This window comes from Pseudomonas sp. WT-JTC (assembly GCF_056711565.1).
Genome location: NZ_CM160042.1, coordinates 6,291,782 through 6,307,593, shown reverse-complemented (window position 1 = coordinate 6,307,593; position 15,812 = coordinate 6,291,782). Strand labels below are relative to the sequence as shown.

Annotated in this window: 14 protein-coding genes; 5 read left to right on the top strand and 9 right to left on the bottom strand. The window is 59.1% G+C overall.

The features are described from left to right. Positions 1–49: 49 nt before the first annotated feature. Positions 50–1,525: a PAAR domain-containing protein gene (locus tag AC06G5_RS28715; protein WP_413421833.1), complete on the top strand. Its 1,476-nt coding sequence runs from the start codon at positions 50–52 to the stop codon at positions 1,523–1,525. After that, positions 1,522–2,139 (top strand): hypothetical protein, encoded by a 618-nt coding sequence (locus tag AC06G5_RS28710; protein WP_413421831.1) that lies wholly within the window; start codon positions 1,522–1,524, stop codon positions 2,137–2,139. The genes AC06G5_RS28715 and AC06G5_RS28710 overlap by 4 nt, the downstream gene beginning before the upstream one ends. A gap of 589 nt (positions 2,140–2,728) precedes the next feature. Here the strand turns inward: AC06G5_RS28710 and ilvD are convergent. From ilvD to AC06G5_RS28690, 4 genes are all read right to left on the bottom strand, one after another. Then, positions 2,729–4,570 carry a dihydroxy-acid dehydratase gene (ilvD, locus tag AC06G5_RS28705; protein WP_102670604.1) on the bottom strand — a complete coding sequence of 614 codons (1,842 nt, stop codon included), beginning with the start codon at positions 4,568–4,570 and terminating at the stop codon, positions 2,729–2,731. A 339-nt stretch (positions 4,571–4,909) separates the two neighbouring features. Continuing rightward, positions 4,910–5,368: an REP-associated tyrosine transposase gene (locus tag AC06G5_RS28700; protein WP_413421827.1), complete on the bottom strand. Its 459-nt coding sequence runs from the start codon at positions 5,366–5,368 to the stop codon at positions 4,910–4,912. A gap of 205 nt (positions 5,369–5,573) precedes the next feature. Then, the gene (locus AC06G5_RS28695) at positions 5,574–6,770 is read right to left on the bottom strand and encodes an MFS transporter (protein WP_480458643.1); all 1,197 of its coding nucleotides are present in this window, start codon (positions 6,768–6,770) and stop codon (positions 5,574–5,576) included. Positions 6,771–7,022: 252 nt separating this feature from the next. Beyond that, a complete protein-coding gene (locus AC06G5_RS28690; protein WP_480458642.1) occupies positions 7,023–8,219 on the bottom strand; it encodes a class I SAM-dependent rRNA methyltransferase in 1,197 nt (398 codons plus the stop codon). Positions 8,220–8,395: 176 nt separating this feature from the next. Between AC06G5_RS28690 and AC06G5_RS28685 the strand changes: the two genes are divergently transcribed. Together AC06G5_RS28685 and mutM are read left to right on the top strand one after the other, a co-directional pair. After that, positions 8,396–9,265 carry an HDOD domain-containing protein gene (locus AC06G5_RS28685; RefSeq protein WP_413421822.1) on the top strand — a complete coding sequence of 290 codons (870 nt, stop codon included), beginning with the start codon at positions 8,396–8,398 and terminating at the stop codon, positions 9,263–9,265. Positions 9,266–9,307: 42 nt separating this feature from the next. Then, positions 9,308–10,120, top strand: coding sequence for a bifunctional DNA-formamidopyrimidine glycosylase/DNA-(apurinic or apyrimidinic site) lyase (gene mutM, locus AC06G5_RS28680; RefSeq protein WP_413703856.1), 813 nt, complete (start codon positions 9,308–9,310; stop codon positions 10,118–10,120). A 126-nt stretch (positions 10,121–10,246) separates the two neighbouring features. On the opposite strand, the gene AC06G5_RS28675 is transcribed toward mutM, so the two are convergent. The 5 genes from AC06G5_RS28675 to AC06G5_RS28655 form a co-directional block, all read right to left on the bottom strand. Beyond that, complete coding sequence (locus AC06G5_RS28675; RefSeq protein ID WP_003195146.1) at positions 10,247–10,498, bottom strand: YfhL family 4Fe-4S dicluster ferredoxin; 252 nt, start codon at positions 10,496–10,498, stop codon at positions 10,247–10,249. A gap of 180 nt (positions 10,499–10,678) precedes the next feature. Further along, positions 10,679–11,158 (bottom strand): pantetheine-phosphate adenylyltransferase, encoded by a 480-nt coding sequence (gene coaD / locus AC06G5_RS28670; RefSeq protein ID WP_223455913.1) that lies wholly within the window; start codon positions 11,156–11,158, stop codon positions 10,679–10,681. 115 nt (positions 11,159–11,273) lie between these two features. Beyond that, complete coding sequence (locus AC06G5_RS28665; RefSeq protein ID WP_413421818.1) at positions 11,274–12,869, bottom strand: GMC family oxidoreductase; 1,596 nt, start codon at positions 12,867–12,869, stop codon at positions 11,274–11,276. Positions 12,870–12,963: 94 nt separating this feature from the next. Continuing rightward, positions 12,964–13,509 carry a twin-arginine translocation pathway signal protein gene (locus AC06G5_RS28660; protein ID WP_413421816.1) on the bottom strand — a complete coding sequence of 182 codons (546 nt, stop codon included), beginning with the start codon at positions 13,507–13,509 and terminating at the stop codon, positions 12,964–12,966. A gap of 28 nt (positions 13,510–13,537) precedes the next feature. Further along, positions 13,538–14,968: a coniferyl aldehyde dehydrogenase gene (locus AC06G5_RS28655; RefSeq protein WP_480458641.1), complete on the bottom strand. Its 1,431-nt coding sequence runs from the start codon at positions 14,966–14,968 to the stop codon at positions 13,538–13,540. 145 nt (positions 14,969–15,113) lie between these two features. Here AC06G5_RS28655 and AC06G5_RS28650 point away from each other — a divergent pair, with 145 nt between their 5' ends. Beyond that, positions 15,114–15,785, top strand: coding sequence for a TetR/AcrR family transcriptional regulator (locus tag AC06G5_RS28650; RefSeq protein WP_480458640.1), 672 nt, complete (start codon positions 15,114–15,116; stop codon positions 15,783–15,785). The last annotated feature ends 27 nt before the right edge of the window (positions 15,786–15,812 follow it).

Sequence of the window (15,812 nt, the reverse complement as noted above, 5' to 3'; positions counted from 1 at the left end):
TCGCCTCTTCTAGCGTGCGTCCTTTCGATCTGACAGGGACACATTTCGCATGAAGCGCTATTACATCACGGTCGGGGCCAAAACCACCGTCGGCGGCACTGTCGTCAGTGGTTTTCCTCATGGCCGCATCAATGGCCAGGCCATGGCCCGTGAGGGCGATGAAGTCAAATGCCCGGAATGCGACAGTACCGGGACCATCATTTGCGTCAGCCCACGTCTTTCGGAGGAGTGGGATGGACGTAAGCCCGCACTGGACGGCGACCTGTGCAAGTGCAAGTGCGATCCACTGCCCAAGTTGATTGCCAATCAGACCAACAGGAGCCAACAGATCGACGTTGGCAACGTCGCGCCGCCTGCCCGAGCCGCCGCTCAACCCGCGACACCGACGGACGCGCGCCAACCGATAGTCGAACCGCGCCCCTCCGGTTTTGCACCTGCCGCGAGCCCCGCGACGCCGTCTTTCAGCGAGTTACCGGGGGTAATCTGCCAGAACCTGTGGCGTGGATACCAGCAGAGAGCCGAGGCCGTCGTGGCGCCGGGCGGCGTTCTGATCGCAGACCCAAAGGCGCGTAATCGAGCGATCAATGCGGCGTACGCTCGATTGTGGTTGGAAGATCAGCGTTTCCAATGGGCAGGCCTCGCGGCGTTCGCCTCCAAGCAGGTGGGTTGTGGGTTGTTGCATGCGGCTGATTCGATCGAAAAGATCGATGCCCAGCAGGAGGCAAAACGGCGTCGGGTCGAGGCACTCAGGAAGCAGCCTGCTGGCTTGTTCGGATGGGCTAGCAAGAGTAAGCAGCAAGCGAGAGCGCGGGAGCTTGAGCAGGCTGAACGGGATTACGAAGAGGCCCGTCGCAACAATCCGACATGGTGGCTCGACGTGCGGAGCCCGAACGAATCGTTATCACTCATACAGGAGCAACTCCAGTACGTGCACGACATGCTGGCGCTGGGCAATACCACGCTGTTTCTGGATGTGTTTCCACTACATGCTTTTTACAAAGAGCGAGGGTTGTCGGCGCTCAAGACTTGCCTCGCTTCACGGAAAGACATATTTGGGCATGTACAACAACCTGTGTTGTGGCCGATCGACCAGGAAAAACTGGAGTTTGGCACTTACCATGAGGAAATACTGCAGGCCTTTGCGGCCATTGAGGCTGGCAACATTGCCGAAAGTGTTGTGCATCTGGCTTGGCACGAACAGCAGAACATCCTGCAATCGGCAATGTACAGCGACGAGCAATTGGTATTTCTGCTACGCAGTAATCACGTCGCCTATGTCACAGGCATCCCTTCCGGCGCTGCTACAGCCGTCGAGCTGACGCTGGCCAGTCAGTGCCGCCCCAGCGAAGACGGTCGCACCGTTGACTTCAGCAGCGATTACTCTGCCAACCTGGCCGATATCCATCAACGCATGACCTTTGTGCTCAAGGCCGCGAAGCAATTTGATGAGCTCCTGCGGCGCTCTGATCGCCATCTCATCGAACAGGCAATTCTCGACATAGCCGCAGGCCGGGGCGTGCGATGAGTCTGCTGCGACGCATGGGGTGGCGGCGCAGGATTTTGTCACTTGCGGTTGCGGCTCTGCTGGTAGTGGCAGCAATCCGAGCGCTTTCGGATGAACCGGAGATTGCACTGGTGATTGGCGAGCCTTGGGAAACCATGCGCGAGCGCTCCAGCGCGGCCATTGACCCTGCCATTCCTGGGCAGTTTTGGGGGCGATTACCCAAGTCGGATGCTCGTCTTCGCTTCCTGGATCCTCAGTTCGGATTCGGGACCCCGCTGGCTCGCTTTTTCACGGTCAGTTTCGATCGTGATGGGTTAGTCAGAAGTCTGCGCATGTCCCCGCAAATCGAGCCGCTGTTACTCGACGATACCCTCAAAGTCGTGCTGGATTTGCAGGCGCAATGGCGCCACGGTGGCTGGATACCCATTCGGGTCGGTGACGACCCACCTTTTGCTGACACTCCCGAATGGCGGGCCCGATTACGAGACGTGAACAAAGGCGGCACGTCTACCTGGCAAGCGGGTAATCAGTATCAAGTGATGTTGGTGGTCAATCGCTTTAGAGACGACAAGCGTCCGACAGAGGAGCGTTATCTCATCAAGCTACAAGTTGCCAGGCCGTGGGTAAATCCTTGACTCGCGCATCGAGGAACTCAGGAAGGCGGAAACCTATCAGGTCGAGACTTTATTCAGCCCGATGATTATTTAATGGAGTAAATATACGTGGTGTTACGTATCCTTTGGCCAGTTATGTATCTAATCGGAGGTGTCTTGCCTGCTTTTGGATTGGCCCTGCTAAGCTCGTACTTAATGATGTTTGGTGAAACCCTCGGTATAATAATAGGCATACTTGCCTGGTCGGGAACTACAGGGCTTGCTCTAGCTGCGCTGAATAGACCTAGTACTACGGTGTATTACCGCAGACGCATTATATCGCTAATGCTAATAATGGGGCTGATAGCTATCTCCATCCCGCTAATAGGTTCACTGACCCATCCCGGCAGTAATATCTGGTTTAACGTGGCATTGATTAGCCCCACATTGCTGGCGCTCCTCTATCTGGGAGAGATGTTGCGGACTTCTAACTCTTGCAATTGACGAATCTGGCTTTTGACTCGGTTCTGAATATGCCTTCGGGAATACACTGGTAAATTAAGCACTAAATAGACGCTGCAAAAAAATGCCCCGCACTTGGCGGGGCATTTTCATGTTCGACGGTTAACGCTTACAGCCCGTCCAACATCGCTTTGTTACGCACAGCACCCTTGTCGGCGCTGGTCGCCAGCAGGGCGTAGGCTTTCAACGCAGTGGTCACTTTACGTGGACGCACTTCCACCGGTTTCCAGCCTTTCTTGTCCTGCTCGACCCGGCGTGCCGCCAGTTCTTCGTCGCTGACCAACAGGTTGATCGAGCGGTTCGGAATGTCGATCAGCACTTTGTCGCCGTCCTGTACCAGGCCGATTGCGCCGCCAGCAGCGGCTTCAGGCGAAGCGTGGCCGATGGACAGGCCCGAGGTACCGCCAGAGAAACGGCCGTCGGTGAGCAGGGCGCAAGCTTTGCCCAGGCCTTTGGATTTCAGGTACGACGTCGGGTAGAGCATTTCCTGCATGCCCGGGCCGCCTTTCGGGCCTTCGTAGCGAATGATGACGATGTCGCCTTCTTTCACTTCGTCCGCGAGGATGCCGCGTACGGCGCTGTCCTGGCTTTCGAAGATCTTGGCGTTGCCTTCGAACACGTGGATCGACTCGTCGACGCCGGCGGTTTTCACCACGCAGCCGTCCAGGGCGATGTTGCCGTACAGCACGGCCAGGCCGCCTTCTTGCGAGTAGGCGTGCTCGACACTGCGGATGCAGCCGTTTTCACGGTCGTCGTCCAGGGTTTCCCAACGGGTCGACTGGCTGAACGCGGTTTGCGTCGGGATGCCCGCTGGGCCGGCCTTGAAGAAGTGATGCACCGCTTCGTCGGTGGTCTGGGTGATGTCCCACTTGGCGATGGCTTCTTCCATGCTGCGGCTGTGCACGGTCGGCAGCTGGGTGTGCAGCAAACCACCACGGGCCAGCGAGCCGAGGATGCTGAAGATGCCGCCAGCGCGGTGCACGTCTTCCATGTGGTACTTCTGGATGTTCGGCGCGACTTTGCACAGTTGCGGTACGTTGCGCGAAAGGCGGTCGATGTCGCGCAGGTCGAAATCGATCTCGGCTTCCTGGGCGGCAGCCAGCAAGTGCAGGATGGTGTTGGTGGAACCGCCCATGGCGATGTCCAGGGTCATGGCGTTTTCGAACGCCTGGAAGTTGGCGATGTTGCGCGGCAACACCGACTGATCGTTCTCGCCGTAGTAACGCTTGCACAGCTCGACGATGGTGCGGCCGGCCTGCAGGAACAGCTGCTCGCGGTCGCTGTGGGTAGCCAGGGTCGAACCGTTGCCCGGCAAGGCCAGGCCCAGGGCTTCAACCAGGCAGTTCATCGAGTTGGCGGTGAACATGCCGGAGCACGATCCGCAAGTCGGGCAAGCGCTGCGCTCGTACTCAGCGACTTTCTCGTCAGAAGCGCTGGAGTCGGCGGCGATCACCATGGCGTCGACCAGGTCGAGGCCGTGGCTGGCCAGTTTGGTCTTGCCGGCCTCCATCGGGCCGCCGGAGACGAAGATCACCGGGATGTTCAGGCGCAGGGACGCCATCAGCATGCCAGGGGTGATCTTGTCGCAGTTGGAGATGCAGACGATGGCGTCGGCGCAGTGGGCGTTGACCATGTACTCGACGGAGTCGGCGATGATCTCGCGGCTCGGCAGCGAATACAGCATGCCGTCGTGGCCCATGGCGATGCCGTCATCGACAGCGATGGTGTTGAATTCTTTAGCCACACCGCCAGCGCGTTCGATTTCACGAGCGACCAGTTGGCCCAGGTCCTTGAGGTGGACGTGGCCCGGTACGAACTGGGTGAAGGAGTTGGCAATGGCGATGATCGGCTTCTTGAAGTCGTCATCTTTCATCCCCGTGGCGCGCCACAGTGCGCGGGCGCCGGCCATGTTGCGGCCGTGGGTGGATGTTTTCGAGCGGTAATCAGGCATGAAGCACTCCGGGCGGCTAATCAGGTATCAAAAGGGAAGTGAGCTTCTATTGACGTCTGGAACACCCGGAAATGGCCGTGTGTCCGGAAGTTGCCGATAACTTTGCGGGATCGCCGCGCGCTTCAGCTTGAGCTCATAAACCCGCCGGGGGATGACTGGCGATGAATGTTCGCGATTCTACACGGCTGGCGGCTGGAGGGAATGGCTCCACGCATTCACAAGACGTTCGGCGACCGCCCCTGTAGGCGCGAGCTCGCTCGCGATGAACCCGAGAACGCCGCGGGGCATCAGGTTCCCCGCGTTATCGTTGACCACCATCGCGAGCTCGCTCCTACAGTATTAAAGCCACATGGCATCCCACAGCGGGTAGTCTCCAACCCGAGTCACTAGTCCGGCCCGCAAAGGGTTGGCGATGATGTATCGGGCGGCTGCTTTCAGGTCTTCCTCGCGGCGCAGGGCTCGGTCGAAGTAGCCCTTTTGCCATAGCGTTTCGTGGCGACCTCTTTGCTGGTTGATGGCGCGAGCACTTCTGGATTTGGCCGCCTGCATCAGTTTCGGCAAATCACCGTTGTGCAATTCAACCAGCCAATGAAAGTGATCCGGCATGAGCACCCAGGCTATCGAGGTGGCATTGCCGGCTTCATGAGCTCTTCTGAATTCGTTCACTACCAAACGTCCAACGTACAAATCATTGAAGATCGGTTGCCGTTCATGGGTGACTGCGGTCAGGAGATAGATGCGCCCGGGTTCCGAGCGGCGGCCAGTACGTAAACGGTTAGCTTGTGGGGTGTTGGACATTCCGTTGTCCTCTTCTGTGGTTAGAAGAGAAACGGTAGGCGCGGAATGGGAGGTTGCCGCTTCGACTGTGGGTCAGGATGTGTCGTGCACTGTAGGCGCGAGCTAGCTCGCGATGAACCCGAGAACGCCGCGGGGCATCAGGTTCCCCGCGTTATCATTGACGACCATCACAAGCAACCAAGCGTCGACAGGCTGCCCCCTGCAGTCAGTGCCCTATCCTGGCATTCGTCAGCAACCCCCAAAGGCTGAATGCGATGAAGCTTCCCGCAATGGTCATCAGCAAATTGTCCCCGGTTTGTGCGAGCGCAGCGCTGCTGACCGCGGCGGTGATGAACATAATGCTATTGCCCGCAGAGGCTGCCGTTCCAGCGCTGCTTGAGAACAGCAACATTGCTGCGGAAATAGCGGCAGGTCGCACCAGGGTGACTGCCAGAGCACTGATCAGCATCGGTATGAGCAGGGTGATGGTTGTCATCGCTTCATAACTGACGATCAATGCTAACAACACACCAGCGACACCCAGCAATCCAAGCCCGATGTTGATTTGCAGCGTGAGGGAGATATGTTTCTGCACGGCGCTGGCAACTACTCCGCCAAGGAAATAGGCCAACCCATACACCATAAGCACCAGCGCGTACTGGTATTCGGATAACTTGAACTCATCCATGAAAATCAACGGCGTCACGCTGATCAATGCGAAATAACAAGCAAACACTAACGCGGCAATCCACCAGTAGCGAATGAAGTCTCGACTTCCAGCAATGGATTTCAGTGTGCGTAGAACGGAAACGGATGTTCTTTGATGGCTGACTGCTTTGGAGGGCAGTATTACTTGGGCATGGATGAACATGCCGAGCGCCATGAGCGCAAAGCCATAAAAACTTCCCTGCCAATCGAACGTGGTTTGCAACCATGATCCCAATAGCGGCGACAGTGCAACAAAGGAGCCGCTCAGTGTCATGTAATAAATTCGCACTCGAGCCCGATCCTGTTCTTCGAACAAGTCTTCTACCAGTGCATGGCCCAGCACAAAGAAACCACACCCGATTGCCTGGATGGCGCGAAATAACAGGAAGCCCGGATAGTCCGTTGCCAACACGCACCCTATCGAGCCGAGCGTAGAAACAACGATGCAACCAAGAAGAACTTCCTTACGCCCCAACTTATCTGAGAGCGGGCCGGTTATTAATTGAGAAATCGCAAAAACCAGCGTGAACAGGCTGGTGGATAGGGCGATTTCTGCGGTTGAAGTGTTGAATTCCTCAGCCAAGGCAGGAAAAGAAGGCAGGAGGATATTCAGCGGGAAAAAGCTGATTAACGAAATATTGGTAATGAGGATAAAGCGGGAGGCTCGTTGGCGTTTCAGGTCGCCACTTAGAGCAGGGTAAGAGGACTCAGACATTGTTTTTGTTTTCCGGAGTGATCAAGCGGTCATGCTTGAAACCAGAAACCGATACTAGTCTGGGACGTAGGGAATACAATCAAAAGCGCTGTAGGGAGTTTCCCGTTTTGATGCGGGATTATCCCGAAGGAAATAACCCTGTAGGAGCGAGCTTGCTCGCGATAAACCCAAAGACTCCGCTGGGTGTCAGGCTTCCAGCGTTATCGTTGACGATCTTCGCGAGCAAGCTCGCTCCTACAGTGGTCTGGGTTGTTAGCTGTTTGGCAACAACCGGCAAGTAATGCTCTTGATGTAGCGGGTTTCCGGGATGGCCGGATGCACCGGATGATCCGGGCCCTGACCACCACGTTCCAGCATCTGGATGTTGCGGTCCAGGTGACGGGCGCTGGTCAGCAGGATGTTCTGCAGGTCGTCTTCCGGCAGGTGCATCGAGCAGGATGCGCTGAACAGGATGCCGTCCTTGGTCAGCAGGCGCATGGCTTGCTCGTTCAGGCGGCGGTAGGCGCCTTCGCCGTTCTTCATGTCTTTCTTGCGTTTGATGAACGCCGGCGGGTCGGCCACGATCACGTCGAAGCGTTCTTCGCTGGCTTTGAGCTCTTTGAGGGCTTCGAACACGTCGCCTTCGATGCAGGTCATTTTTTCGGCGAAGCCGTTCAGCGCGGCGTTGCGCTCGACGCCGTCGAGGGCGAAGGCCGAGGCGTCGACGCAGAACACTTCACTGGCGCCGAACGCGGCAGCCTGCACGCCCCAGCCACCGATGTAGCTGTAGAGGTCCAGTACGCGCTTGCCCTTGGCGTAAGGCGCCAGGCGTGCGCGGTTCATGCGGTGGTCGTAGAACCAGCCGGTTTTCTGGCCCTGGATGACCGGGGCTTCGAACTTCACGCCGTTCTCTTCGAGGGCAACCCACTCCGGCACCAGGCCGAACACGGTTTCGACGTAGCGGTTGAGGCCTTCGGCGTCACGGGCGGCGGAGTCGTTCTTGAACAGAATGCCGCTTGGCTTGAGCACTTGGGTCAGCGCCGCGATCACGTCGTCTTTATGGGCTTCCATGGTCGCCGAAGCGATCTGCACCACCAGGATGTCGTCGAAACGGTCAACCACCAGGCCTGGCAACAGGTCGGAGTCGCCGTAGACCAGGCGATAGAACGGCTTGTCGAACAGACGATCGCGCAGGGACAGCGCCACGTTCAGGCGGTGCACCAGCAGCGATTTGTCCAGCGGCAGCTTGATGTCGCGCGACAGCAAACGGGCGCAGATCAGGTTGTTCGGGCTCATGGCAACGATGCCCAGCGGCTTGCCGCCGGCGGCTTCGAGGATCGCCTGGTCGCCGGCCTTGAAACCGTGCAAAGGCGTAGCGGCTACATCGATTTCGTTGCTGTAGACCCACAAGTGGCCGTTGCGCAGACGGCGGTCGGCGTTGGCTTTGAGGCGCAGGCTAGGCAGGGACATGACGTCGCTCCGGAAAAAAGAGCGGGAGTATAGCGTGTTGCGCAAGGCCACGGCATGGTGGATGGACATGCGGTGGGCAGGGCCGGCCAGGATGAAACTTCAGGCGATGGGCCGTACAAGGTTTCGGATCCAACTGTTAGAAGCTAGAATCTGCGCCTGACCCAGAGTGTGTACTTATGTCCCAAGAGCTGACTTCCGAACAGATCCAACACGCCCTGCAGGGCATCAGCGTACCGGCCCAGCCGCAAATCATGGTGGATTTGCAGATGGAGCAGTACATGCCCGACCCGGATCTGGAAGTCATCGCCAAACTGATCTCCCAGGACCCGGGCCTTTCCGGTTCCCTGCTGAAGATCGTCAATTCGCCGTATTACGGGCTGAGCAACAAGATCGCCTCGATCCAGCGCGCGGTGAATCTGCTGGGCAGCCGCTCGGTCATCAACCTGATCAACGCGCAGTCGATCAAGGGCGAGATGAACGACGACACCATTGTCACCCTCAACCGTTTCTGGGACACCGCCCAGGACGTGGCAATGACCTGCCTGACCCTGGCCAAGCGCATCGGCGTTGAAAACGGCGATGAAGCTTATGCGCTCGGTTTGTTCCACGATTGTGGCGTACCCTTGATGCTCCAGCGTTTTCCCGAGTACATGGGCGTTCTGGAACAGGCCTATGCCAACGCCAGTGCCGAATGCCGGGTGGTGGACACGGAGAATCAGGTGTTCAATACCAATCATTCGGTGGTCGGGTATTACACGGCCAAGTCCTGGCGCCTGCCGGAGCACGTGAGTGCGGCGATCGCCAATCACCACAATGCCCTGGCGATCTTCAGCGATGAATCTTCGCGCAACAGTTCCTTGAAGAACCTGCTGGCGATCCTGAAGATGGCCGAGCACATTTGCGCGTCGTACCGGGTGCTGGGCAATCAGACCGAAGATCACGAGTGGAACAGCATCGCGCCGCTGGTGCTCGATTATGTCGGCCTCTCGGACTACGACTTCGAGACCCTCAAGCAGACGATCCGCGACCTCGGCACTCATCGCTGAGTGTCGGAACTTTAAGGGCCCTGAGCCTGATCCGAGAGCACCATGCCTGAATTGCCAGAAGTCGAAACCACCCGTCGCGGCATCGCGCCGTACCTGGAAGGCCAGCGTGTCAGCCGGGTGATCGTGCGTGACCGTCGCTTGCGTTGGCCAATCCCCGAAGACCTCGATGTGCGGTTGTCCGGGCAGCGCATCGTACTTGTGGAGCGGCGCGCCAAATACCTGCTGATCAATGCCGAAGTCGGCACCTTGATCAGCCATTTGGGCATGTCAGGCAATTTGCGTCTGGTAGAGGCCGGGTTGCCGGCGGCCAAGCATGAGCATGTGGACATCGAACTGGAGTCGGGCCTGGCCCTGCGTTACACCGACCCGAGGCGCTTCGGTGCAATGCTCTGGAGCCTCGATCCGCTCAATCATGAATTGCTGATCCGCCTGGGGCCGGAACCACTGACCGACCTGTTCGACGGCGAGCGCCTGTTCCAGCTGTCCCGTGGACGCTCGATGGCGGTCAAGCCGTTCATCATGGATAACGCGGTGGTGGTGGGCGTCGGCAATATCTATGCGACCGAAGCGTTGTTCGCCGCTGGAATCGACCCGCGCCGCGAAGCCAAGAGTATTTCCCGTGCGCGCTATTTGAAACTGGCAATCGAGATCAAGCGCATCCTGGCGGCCGCCATCGAGCGCGGCGGTACCACGCTGCGGGACTTTATCGGTGGTGACGGTCAGCCTGGTTATTTCCAGCAGGAACTGTTCGTGTACGGTCGCGGCGGCGAGCACTGCAAAGTCTGTGGCACGGGCCTGCGGGAAGTGAAGCTCGGGCAACGCGCCAGCGTTTTTTGCCCGCGCTGTCAGAGCTGACAGTCAGTTACAGCTTCAGTGAGGCTGATGACGCCTTCGCGAGCAAGCCCGCTCCCACAGGGGGAACGCATTCCAGATGTGGGAGCGGGCTTGCTCGCGAAGGCGGCCTGACAGGCGCCGAATGACTTAAGCCTTACCGGTAATCTTGCGGTACTTCTCCATCAACTGTTCTTCAGTCTCCGGATGGGCTTCGTCCAGTGGAATGCAATCCACCGGGCAGACCTGCTGGCACTGCGGTTCGTCGTAGTGGCCGACACACTGGGTGCACAGGTTCGGGTCGATCACGTAGATCTCTTCGCCTTGGGAAATGGCGGCGTTCGGGCACTCGGGTTCGCAGACGTCGCAGTTGATGCAATCGTCGGTGATGATCAGGGACATGCTAACTCCAGCCGGGGCGGCAGGCCCGGGCGCAATAAACCAATGCGCTTAATTGTGCCGCATTGGCGCTGTAGGAGCGAGCCTGCTCGCGAAAAACCTGAGAACGCGGAGGGGTGTCAGGTTTCCCGCGTTATCGTTGACGTCCATCGCGAGCAGGCTCGCTCCTACAGTTTGCGGGGATTATTTCTTGAAACGTTCGGTCAGGGCGTCCGCCACCACGGGGTGCACGAACTTGGTGATATCGCCGCCCAGGGCAGCAATTTCACGGACCAGCGTCGAAGAGATGAACGAGTAACGTTCGGACGGGGTCAGGAACAGGCTTTCCACATCCGGCGCCAGCTGGCGGTTCATGTTGGCCAGCTGGAACTCGTATTCGAAGTCCGACACCGCGCGCAAACCACGCAGGAACACGTTGGCATTCTGCTCTTTGGCGAAGTGCGCCAGCAGCGTCGAGAAGCCGACGACTTCAACGTTCGGCAAATGTTTAGTGACCTCGCGCGCCAGTTCTACCCGTTGTTCCATAGGAAACAGCGGGTTTTTCTTCGGGCTCGCGGCGACGGCGATGATCACGTGATCGAACAGGCGCGAGGCGCGTTCGACCAGATCGCCATGGCCCTTGGTAATAGGGTCGAAGGTACCTGGGTACAACACTCGGTTCATCGCGTCGTCCTGGCGGGAATCCGTTGGGGAGTCGGATGGTATCGCAGCCTTCCCGGTCGGCCAAGTCGCCTGTTGGGTAAGAAAGCACTATAGACGATGGGAATTATCGTCATTTTCATGGGTTTTTTAAACGATCGGCCAAGGATGTCGCCAGTTGCGCCGTCAGTCCGTAGACTGACAGCTGCGGGTTGGCGCCAATGCTGGTGGGGAACAGCGAGCCGTCGTGGATCGACAGGTTGCCCAGTTGATGATGCCGGCCAAGGCTGTCAGTCACCGCAGTTTCCGGGCTTTCGCCCATGGCACAACCGCCCATTACATGGGCGCTGCCCAGGCGCGTGCGATACAACTCCAGGCTCAGGCCGTCGATCAGCGAGCGGGCTTCGGCGAGGGTCTTCACGTAACGGGCATCGGCGTGCATCGGCATGACGGCCTTGGCACCACCGGCAAACTGGATCTCGGCCATGGTATGGAACGCCCGGCGCAATCCATCCCAGGCGTAAGGCGAGAGCTGATAATCCAGCACCGGCGTGTCGTCGCTGCGCAATTCGACGCTGCCTCCGGGGCTGTCCGGGTGAAAACCGTCCCGCAGCAGCGCCAGCATGGCGTGGGTATGGGGCAGGTTGGCCATGTGCTGCGAGTTTTCCTGGCCGAAACCACCGAGCAGTGTCGTGGCCAGCGCCGGGTGCAGGGGCGGGACTTCCAGTTTGTAGGACATCTTGCCGGTGGTGCCGTCCTGCCATTGGAAATGGTCGGAATAGATCGACTGCGGCGCGCCGTAGAACGGGTTGACCACTTCGTCGAACAGCGCGGCAGACATGTTCACCGGGTGCAGGAACGTACGTTTGCCAAGGCGCTTGTGCGGGTCGGGTGCCCCGGAGCGCATCAGCAAGGCCGGGCTGTTGATGCCGCCACCGGCCAGCACGAAATGCCGCGCCTTGACCGTGATGGTGCGTCCGGTCGGTGCGACGCAGCGCTCATCCATCGCCGAACATTGCAGGCCGGTAACCTTGTCGCCGCTGATCATGAGTTTTTCGGCGCGGGCCAGGTAAAGCAGCTCGCCGCCCTTTTCCAGGGTGGCTGGAATGGTGGTGACCATCATCGATTGCTTGGCGTTGGTCGGGCAGCCCATGCCGCAGTATCCGAGGTTCCAGCAGCCGCGAACGTTGCGCGGGATGACGTGCCAGCTGTAGCCCAGCGCCTGGCAGCCCTTGCGGATCACATCATTGTTGGCGTTGGGTGGCACCATCCACGGCGCGACGCCCAGGCGTTGTTCCATTTGTTCGAACCACGGCGCCATTTCCGCCGGGCTGTGGCCCTTGACGTTGTGCTCTTTGGCCCAGTGCTCCAGGGTTGGCTCCGGGGTGCGGAAACTGGAGGTCCAGTTGATCAACGTGGTGCCGCCCACCGCCCGGCCCTGGAGGATGGTGATCGCCCCGTCCTTGCTCATGCGACCAATGCCTTCCTGATAAAGGCTGGTGTAGGCCTGGTCTTCGAGCAGCTTGAAGTCGCTGCTGGTCTTGAGCGGGCCTTCCTCGATCAACAACACCTTGTAGCCGGCCGCGCTGAGGATTTCAGCCGTGGTACCGCCGCCGGCACCGCTGCCGATGATCGCCACGTCCGCTTCGAGTGTCAGGTCCTGGGTCAGTTGCGAGCCGTCGTAGGTTTTCCAGCCTCGGGCCATGCCTTCGCGGAACGGGTCGGGTACGGGCATCTTCGGGTTCTCTTGTTGTTATGGGTTGGATGCAGTGGAAGGGGGACGCGGTCAATGTGGGAGCGGGCTTGCTCGCGAAGGGGTCGACTCAGTTTCAAACAGTTGGCGGCCCGGGATACCCACAATGCGCCCACGATTCCTTGCGCCCGTACCAGGCCATCATCACCAGTTGCAGCAAGGAACTGTGACCCATGCGCAGCAGGCTCAGCGAGCTGTTTTCCCAGCGCTCGAGAAAATGCCGGATATCGTCGGCGCTGGCGTTTTCCCAGCTGCCCCAGATTCCGGTCAGCGGCCCGCGGGTCACGGCCATGCCCAGCACATCGAACAGTTGTTGGGTCAGCTTGAGCATTTCCGGCGACAGGTGGGCGAGGCTGTAATCCAGGCTTTTCAGTGTGCCTTCGACAGACTCTGGCATCCTTTCGGAGGCCACGGCGCCCTCGAGCATGACCGGAATCAACGCCCGCAAAAACAGCAGGTCGCCGCTGCGTAACGTGGTGAAACCACTGGCCGGGACGCTCGAGGAACAGCCGCTGAGGCTGGCTCCGAGCCCGGCGGTGGCAAGGAAAGCTGTAGCGCCGAGGCTGAATTTAAGCAACCCGCGCCGTGACAGCGCGGGTGAATCGGACAGGCTTGGGTTCATTGTTGTTATTACCCGACGGTGACGATCGTTAGCGGATGAACAGCTTCTGGATCAGCTTCTGGATGGATTTGCCGTATGGCGGGTAGATCAGCTTCGCCGCGTTGAACCGCTGTTTGATCAACACTCCCTTGGCCTTACTGAACGTCAGGAAGCCTTCATGGCCGTGGTAATGGCCCATGCCCGAGGCGCCGATGCCGCCGAACGGCATGTCGTCCTGGGCGACGTGCAGCAGCGTGTCGTTCAGGCACACGCCGCCGGAATGGGTTTCGTGCAGCACGCGCTGTTGTTCGCGCTTGTCGTAGCCGAAGTAATACAGCGCCAGTGGGCGAGGGCGCTGGTTGATGTAGGCAAATGCCTGGTCCAGATCCTTGTACGGCACGATCGGCAGCAGCGGCCCGAAGATTTCGTCCTGCATCACCGTCATGTCGTCAGTGACATTGAGTAGCAGGCTATGGCTCATGCGGCGGCCCTGGCCCTGGTCGAACAGCGGCATCAGCAGCGCACCCTTGCTGGTGGCGTCGCTGACGTAACCGTTGAGGCGCGTCAGTTGTCGTTCATTGATGATCGCGGTGTAGTCCGGGTTGTCCGCCAGCGTCGGATAAAACCCGCGGACGGCGCAGCGATAGGCTTCGACGAAACCTCCGACGCGGTCCTCCGGCACCAGCACATAGTCCGGGGCTACGCAGGTCTGGCCGGCGTTCAGGGTCTTGCCGAAGGCGATGCGTTCGGCGGCGTCCTTGAGCGGTACGTCGCGAGAAACGATGGCCGGGGATTTGCCGCCCAGTTCCAGGGTCACCGGGGTCAGGTTTTCCGCGGCGGCGCGCATCACGTGCTTGCCGATGCTGGTAGCACCGGTGAACAGCAGGTGATCGAACGGCAGGCGTGAAAACGCCACGCCCATATCAGCCTCGCCCAGGACCACGCAAACCAGGTCTTCGGGGAAAAATCGCGCCAGCAACTGCTTCATCAGCAGGCCGGTCGCGGGCGTTGATTCACTGAGCTTGAGCATCACCCGATTGCCTGCCGACAGTGCGCCGACCAACGGACCGATGGCCAGGTACAGCGGGTAGTTCCACGGCACGATGATCCCGACCACGCCCAGCGGCTGGTAAACCACTTTCGCCGAAGCCGGCTGGAAGGCAACACCGACCTTGCGTCGTGAAGCGCGCATCCAGCCCTTGAGGTGACGGCTGGCGTAATGGATGCCGTGCAGGCTGGGCATCAGTTCGGCGAGCAGGGTTTCATCGGCGCTGCGATGGCTGAAGTCCTGGCTGATCGCATCGATCAGGGCCTGGCGTTCATTGCTCAATAAATCCTTAAGCGCCTTGAGCCATTGCTGACGCTGCGCAGCGGGCGGCATCGGATTGGCGGCGTACGCGGCACGCTGGGCGACAAACAGGGCCTGAAGCTCTTCCAGCGGCTGCTGAAGGTTCTGCATGTAGGAAATGTCAGCAGTCATGGTCGGCTCCGGATTTATTGTAATGAAGCACTTTTTAGAGTCTATGCTCTAAAAAGTCAAATGACATCCTGGAACAGCTTTGTTTTATCCGCTCGCGGATAGCTCTAAGATGCCCGTCAACGCACTCTGAATTAAAGCTCAAGCCATGGCCCCACGGATCAAAACCAGCGAGCGCATCGTGCAGAACAGCCTGGAGCTGTTCAATCAACAGGGCGAGCGCAGCATCAGCACCAACCACATTGCTGCCCACATGGAAATTTCCCCGGGCAACCTGTACTACCACTTCCCGAACAAGCAGGCGATCATCGCCGTGCTGTTCAGCGAGTACGAAAACCTGGTGGACAGCTTCCTGCGCCCGCCCCAGGGCCGTGCCGCCACGGTGGAAGACAAGCGCTTCTACCTCAAGGAGCTGCTGTCGGCGATGTGGCGCTACCGGTTTCTGCATCGCGATCTCGAACATTTGCTCGACAGCGATCCGGACCTGGCCGACCGCTATCGACGCTTCTCCCAACGCTGCCTGATCCAGGGTGCGGCGATCTACGAAGGTTTTGTCGCTGCCGGCATCCTGAAGATGGACAAGGTGCAGATCGAATCCCTGACGCTCAATGCCTGGATCATCCTCACGTCCTGGGTACGGTTTCTGTGCACCACGCGGGAGAATTCCAGCCATTTGAGCGAACAAGCCATTAAACGCGGTGTGTATCAGGTGCTGGTGCTGGAAGCCGGGTTTGTCACGGATCTGGCCCGCGATGCGGTCAACGCCTTGTTCGAAGAGTTTTACGTCCCCCTGGCCCAGGCGCTTGAGGAAGTGTCGTAGGATCGAAAGCCGATAAACATCACAGGA